The 6,186-nt window shown below is 35.6% G+C and carries 6 protein-coding genes; 3 read left to right on the forward strand and 3 right to left on the reverse strand.

The annotated features are described in order from the left end of the window. Nucleotides 1-60: 60 nt before the first annotated feature. From KGI01_RS13310 to KGI01_RS13320, 3 genes are all read right to left on the reverse strand, one after another. Entirely contained in the window at nt 61-654 is a 594-nt protein-coding gene (locus tag KGI01_RS13310; RefSeq protein ID WP_170214801.1) for a GNAT family N-acetyltransferase, read from the reverse strand. 91 nt (nt 655-745) lie between these two features. After that, entirely contained in the window at nt 746-928 is a 183-nt protein-coding gene (locus KGI01_RS13315) for a hypothetical protein (RefSeq protein ID WP_068453904.1), read from the reverse strand. Nucleotides 929-1,162: 234 nt separating this feature from the next. Continuing rightward, complete coding sequence (locus KGI01_RS13320) at nt 1,163-1,924, reverse strand: hypothetical protein (RefSeq protein ID WP_141275082.1); 762 nt, start codon at nt 1,922-1,924, stop codon at nt 1,163-1,165. A gap of 179 nt (nt 1,925-2,103) precedes the next feature. Here KGI01_RS13320 and KGI01_RS13325 point away from each other — a divergent pair, with 179 nt between their 5' ends. The 3 genes from KGI01_RS13325 (at nt 2,104) to KGI01_RS13335 (ending at nt 6,106) form a co-directional block, all read left to right on the forward strand. Continuing rightward, nucleotides 2,104-3,183: an iron-containing alcohol dehydrogenase family protein gene (locus KGI01_RS13325; RefSeq protein ID WP_141275083.1), complete on the forward strand. Its 1,080-nt coding sequence runs from the start codon at nt 2,104-2,106 to the stop codon at nt 3,181-3,183. 116 nt (nt 3,184-3,299) lie between these two features. Next, nucleotides 3,300-4,820 (forward strand): flotillin family protein, encoded by a 1,521-nt coding sequence (locus KGI01_RS13330; RefSeq protein ID WP_141275084.1) that lies wholly within the window; start codon nt 3,300-3,302, stop codon nt 4,818-4,820. Nucleotides 4,821-5,059: 239 nt separating this feature from the next. Then, a complete protein-coding gene (locus tag KGI01_RS13335) occupies nt 5,060-6,106 on the forward strand; it encodes a LysM peptidoglycan-binding domain-containing protein (protein WP_141275085.1) in 1,047 nt (348 codons plus the stop codon). Nucleotides 6,107-6,186: the final 80 nt, after the last annotated feature.

Consider the following 6,186-nt stretch of genomic DNA (forward strand, 5'->3'; position numbering starts at 1 on the left):
TTTCAGCAATATTAATTTTCATTTTTTCCAAAACAAAAGAGTTGGGGTTTCCCCAACTCTTTATTCTTTATAAAATGGTTTCGCGTATGTTACCACACCTGATAGGTCTGTTAATGCACCTTTATATAATGGTAGTACGCGATAATTTTCCAGTGGTACGTCAAATGGCGCTTGAACACCATACCAATCGGCGCGTTCAAAACCAAATCGCACATAATAATCGGCATGTCCTAGTACAACAACTGCAGCAAAACCACTCCATTTCGCACGTTCTAATGAAGCCTCCATTAGCTGTGTACCGATTCCCTGTCCTTGTTTTTCTGGTAAGACAGCAAGCGGGCCTAAAGCGAGTACTGGAAAATCACCAATAAAACATTCTGTGTACATAATAAATCCAATAATTTTGTCTTGTTCAACATACACGAGTGCTAAATCATCGATATAGGCATCCGTTACACGCAACTTTTCAACGAGTTCATGCTCTTTCTGATTACTATGTGGCTCTGTTGTAATTCCTTGCATCAACTCACCCAGTTCCTCTTGGAAAAACTCTTTACGAATTCTTTCTAATGTAAAAAGTGTTCTTTTGGGTTCTACTGTGTACACTTGATGTGCATCCAATGTTAAAACTTGTTCCATCGTGAGTGCTGGCATTTGATTCACCTTCATTGTATATTTTCAATTCGTACTATAATCATAGCATAATAAAAAAGCAATCTCATTTGAAATTGCTTTTTCTACGTACTTATAATGTACCGACTAACTCATGTTTTACGACTTCATAAGCTTGGCAAATATCGCGTGTGCTCGTTTGGTGACACTCCATTAAACGCTGTGCAATCTGTTCTAAATTCGATTCACCGTCTACTAAGTCATACATCAATTGACTTTGAATTTCATCAACAAAGTTCAAAATTTCTTTTGTCATCTGTTATAACACTTCTTTCCAACTGTACTTATTTAATATCTATAGTATATCGGATTTTTGAGTAAAAAAACATTTTATTGCTCAAAATATCCATCTAAAAAATCAAATATGTACTATTAACTACTTTAAAGCGCTTACTATCTCTGTACCACTCTTTTATCGTTTCAAATAAAATTATTGCGAAAATTTAAAAAACAGGAACTGCAATATATGCAACCCCTGTTTTATCTTCTATTAAACAGCCGGTACTTCTACCACTACATCTTGGTCTTCATCGTCTTGGTCATCTGCGTCGTCTTCATCATCCACTTCAACTTCGCGTTCGATTTCGAATTCATCGCCATTCATGTACTCAAGTTCTACTTCAATTTCATATGTGCCTGTTAACTCAAAGCGTGATTGAATTAAATCTAAAATTTGGTCTTCTGTTAAGTTATCATCAATGGCTTTTTGTAAATCTGTTACAAGTGCACGAACTGTCGCTTGATCTAAATTATAACCTTTTTGTTTTAATTTGATTTTCGCTTTGCCTTTTTTCTTTTCGTACTCTAGCTCAAATTCTTTTTTGCCTGACTCAACAGAGATTTCAAGTTCACGTACTTTTTCAGACCATTTCACACCATCTGTATCTTTTAAGTTACCATCTTTTACTTTTTTACTTTTGCTGTAAGCTGTATAAGGTTTTAAACCTAGTTCAAGTTCCGTGCCATTACTGATACCATCTTTATCTGTATCTTCTAATGCATCTGCTACACCGTTTTTATTCGTATCTTTCTTCGTTGGATTTAAACTTAACTTATACTCAACAAAGTTGTTTAGACCATCTTTATCTATATCTAATTTTGCGACATTTTTACCTTTTAATTTGTACTTCTTTTCCCACTTATCTTCGATGCCATTTTTGTTTTTATCAATAAATTTTGGTTTGGCATCTACTTGTGCACCTGCTGATAACAATAACGTTGTTGCAAGTCCAACTGCTAAAAATTTTTTCATATGCTCTCCTCTTTCTTTCGTGTAATAGTGTATTACAAAATTTATATCGGTCTTTTAAAGCTAAAATAAACTATACCCATAAGTTGAAATATATATCTTATTTTTTAAAAATACTGAAAATTCAATTGTTTTTATGTTATGATGATATAACTTAATAAAAAAAAGGAAGTGCAACTCAGATGGCAAATAGCGTATTTTTACCAAATTATACGATTGGAACAGATGCATATGATGCAATTGGTGCAATCTGTCACACATTTGGAACAAAGGTCGCCATTATTGGTGGTCAAACGGCTTTAGAAAAAAGTATTGATAAAATCAAAGCTTCATTAGCAAAAACTGACTTTATTTTAACGGATGTACAAGTTTATGGTGACGATGCAACCTATGAACATGTCGAGCGGTTACAAGCAATCCCGACTGTACAAGAAGCAGACTTTATCTTCGCAGTTGGTGGGGGGCGTGCAGTAGATACTGTAAAAACGCTTGCTGAACGTATGGCAAAACCTGTTTTCACATTCCCAACGATTGCTTCAAATTGCGCGCCAAATACTGCTGTATCCGTTATGTATAAAGCAACTGGTGAAATGGATGGACTATTCTTTTTAAATGCCCCGCCAAAACATTGCTTCATTGATACAGAGATTATTGCAGAAGCACCTAGCGTTTATTTGTGGGCTGGAATTGCAGATGCCATTTCAAAAGAATATGAATCTGCTTTTTCTTCGCGCGGTAAAACACTTGCTTATACCGATGCACTTGGCGTTCAAGTGGCACAAAATAGTGCGGATCGCTTAATGACATATGGCAAAGATGCACTTGATTCTTGTACAGAAAACAAAACATCTTTCGCTTTAGAACAAGTGGCTTTGGATATCTTAATGACAACTGCTCTAACATCGGTATTAGTCGACAACGATTACAATTCAAATGCCGCACATTCATTTTACTATGGTTCTACTGTGGTCGAAGGCTGTGAATCACACTTACATGGTGAAATCGTATGTTACGGTGTATTACTTCTTTTAACAATGGATGGACAAATTGAAGCACGTAATCGTTTATATGACTTCATGCGTCGTGTTGATTTATCTGTATCACTTGAACAAATTGGTGTGAAAAATGAAGAAGAAGTTGAGCGTATTTTAGATAAAGCAATGACAACGGTTGATATCGCTTGCTCACCATACCCCATTACAAAAGAGCTTTACAAACAAGCAATCGCAGATTTAGAAGCTTATCATCAAACACAACACTAACAACACGAGGCACTCTGTAAAAAGGTGCCTTTTTCATGTTGACGTCCCTCTCTTCTTACACTAACCTTATAGTGAGGATAATTTTTCCTTAAAAAACTTTTTATGGAGGTTCTTGTATGGTTTTTAAATTTGGTTATAAAAAAGTTGCACCAAATGAAGCACTCATTATTTCAGGGAAAAACGTCGGAAAAGAAGGCGATCCTGGTGTCTACATAAGAGATGGACGTCGCTTACGTGTTGTACGTGGTGGCACTGTTCTCGTTACTCCTTTTCAATCTGCACATACGATTTCTCTCAATTCATTCCAAATTCCATTAAAAGCAGAAGGCATTCTCACAAAAGATGAAGTGCCTATTACCGTTCATGCAACTTCTACGATTAAAGTAGCCGATGAACTAGAAGCTGTCATTAAGTTTGCTGAGCAATTCATGGGAAAAGCACCTGACGAAATTTCTAAAGAATTACGTGTTATTTTAGAAGGTAAATTGCGCACAACAGTAGCTGAACAAGGCGCACTTGAAGTAAATAATGCACGCGAAAACTTTATTCAAGTTGTACAAGAAAAGTCAGAATCCGACTTACAATCTATGGGCTTTAACGTGGTCAATTTCTCTCTTGACCGCGTACTCGATGCAGACGAATACGATTCTGAACTCGGTTTTTTAAAGAATTTAGGGATTACAAAACTAGCAGAGTCTTCTAAACAAGCACAAAACGCCCGCTCAGATGCAGAACGTCAAATTGAAGAAAACAAGGCGACAAATGCACAGTTAACAGAACGTGCAAAAAGTGAATCGAATATTGAAATTACACGTCAGCATACCGATTTACAACTTGAACAGACGAAATCACAAAATGACTTAGAGCTAGAAAAAACAAAACGTGAACGTGAATTGAATGAACAACGAGCGATTGCAAAACAAGCCTATGAGAAAAAACAAGCTGAACTAGAACTAGACTTAATTGAAAAAGAAACACAGGCGAAGCGTGAACGTGAAAAAGCACAACTAGAATTAAAAGAATTAGCAAAGCAACAAGCAATTATTGACGCACAAATTGCTTCTGAAAAAGAAGTCATCGCTAATGATGCAAAAGCACGTATTGCAGAGCGTCAAGCTGAAGCCGAATCTCGTTCAAAAGAGTTACAATTAAAAGTAGAAAACGACGCCATTGCACGTAAAAATCAAATTGAAATTGATGCGATTCGTGACAAAGGTATTGCGGAAGCGGAAGCTATTAAAAAGAAAGCTGAAGCCATGAAAGAATACGGTGAAGCGGCAATTGCTGAAATGTTCATTAAAGCCCTTCCGGATTTTGCTCGCGCAGTTGCAGAACCACTTGCTTCTATTAAAAATGTACAAGTAATGGACTTTGGCGGTGAAGGTGGCGGTGTGCAAGGCGTTGCTGGGAACACAGTTGGCGTTATGTCGATGGTACAAAAATCATTAAAAGAAACCACTGGGATCGACATTAAAGACTTACTCGAAACAAATGCTTCATATGGACGTAATTATTTAGGCGGTAAAACCGAAAAAGAAGCGAGTTTAGACGACGAACCTGTGGCACTTTCTCACGATGACATGGAACTATTTGAAACAACAATTGATGAAGAAGATGGACAACAAACACTTGTATAACTAAAAAAATCATCTGGCTCTTTATGCCGATGATTTTTTATTTTATTTAAATAACTTTATGTTGCTTTTTTCGCGTATTTTTTGTTAAAAAAGATATATTTTTGTTATATTTTTTATATTTTAGTCTTATTTTAATATAATAGTTATGAAAATAACATGTTTACATCATCTATTTGTTATATTTACCTGTTAAGATAGAGTTGTTCCAAAAAATGAATAAGTAGGAGTGTTTATTTTCAATGAAAAAGCAAACAATTGTAGCCTCTTTAACATTAGGCTCAACTTTATTTATATCTTCACTAACAGGTCAAACTGATGCAAATGCAATGGCAAATAGCAGTCAAGAAATGAAACAAGAGCAACAACAACAAGTTCAAAAGCAAGCCTTACAATATGAACTTTCTAAAACGCTTCCATCGAAGCAAGCTCAAAAAACGGCTCAAAAAACAACAACGCAAGATACATATAAAGTTGTATCAGGTGACACATTATCTAAAATTGCACAAAAATATGGTACATCGTATCAACAAATTATGTCGTTAAACAACCTCTCATCTACAATGATCTATCCTGGTCAGACGTTACAAGTAAGTGGTTCAAAACAACAAACGACAACGAATAACCAACCAACTGCTTCAAAACCAGCAAACACAACTTCTGGTACATACACAGTTGCAAAAGGTGATACATTATCTAAAATTGCGCAAGCGCACAATACAACTTACACACAATTAATGGAAACAAATAATCTTTCTTCTACAATGATTTATGTAGGTCAAACATTAAAAGTACGTGGTACTTCAACATCACAAGCACCATCTAACCAAGTGGTACAAACAAGTAACCCAACAACTTCAACACAAAATACGCAACAAAGTACACAGCAAAACAATCAACAAACACAACAAGCACCGAGCCAATCAAGTACACTTGTTGCAGCAACTAAAGCGGCATTAACACAAGTTGGTGTTTCATATGTATTTGGCGGTTCTTCTCCAAGTCAAGGTTTTGATTGTTCTGGTTTAATTGATTATGCATTTAAACAAGCTGGATTCAATTACGGTCGCACTTCTGCTGCTGGTTATTATACACTTGGCACAAAAGTAACAACTCCACAATACGGTGATTTAGTATTCTTCGAAGGAACATATAAATCAGGTATTTCACATGTAGGTTTCTACATTGGCGATGGAAAAATGGTTAGCGCTTCTGGTGACCATGTTCAAATTGATGATATTACAAATAGCTACTGGCAATCACACTTTGTAGGTTATAAACGTTTTTAATAATTTGTGAATAGAGCACATTTCACTCTTTTTAAAGTTTACAACAAAAAGATCCTGAAACAAAAGTATTTTCAACATAA

The sequence above is a fragment of the Kurthia gibsonii genome (assembly GCF_006539985.1).
Lineage (GTDB): Bacteria > Bacillota > Bacilli > Bacillales_A > Planococcaceae > Kurthia > Kurthia gibsonii.

Coding starts and splice junctions, on each gene's coding strand:
- KGI01_RS13315 (WP_068453904.1), bottom strand. CDS start 928: ATGACAAAAGAAATTTTGAACTTTGTTGATGAAATTCAAAGTCAATTG.
- KGI01_RS13330 (WP_141275084.1), top strand. CDS start 3,300: ATGGTTTTTAAATTTGGTTATAAAAAAGTTGCACCAAATGAAGCACTC.
- KGI01_RS13335 (WP_141275085.1), top strand. CDS start 5,060: ATGAAAAAGCAAACAATTGTAGCCTCTTTAACATTAGGCTCAACTTTA.
- KGI01_RS13320 (WP_141275082.1), bottom strand. CDS start 1,924: ATGAAAAAATTTTTAGCAGTTGGACTTGCAACAACGTTATTGTTATCA.
- KGI01_RS13310 (WP_170214801.1), bottom strand. CDS start 654: ATGCCAGCACTCACGATGGAACAAGTTTTAACATTGGATGCACATCAA.
- KGI01_RS13325 (WP_141275083.1), top strand. CDS start 2,104: ATGGCAAATAGCGTATTTTTACCAAATTATACGATTGGAACAGATGCA.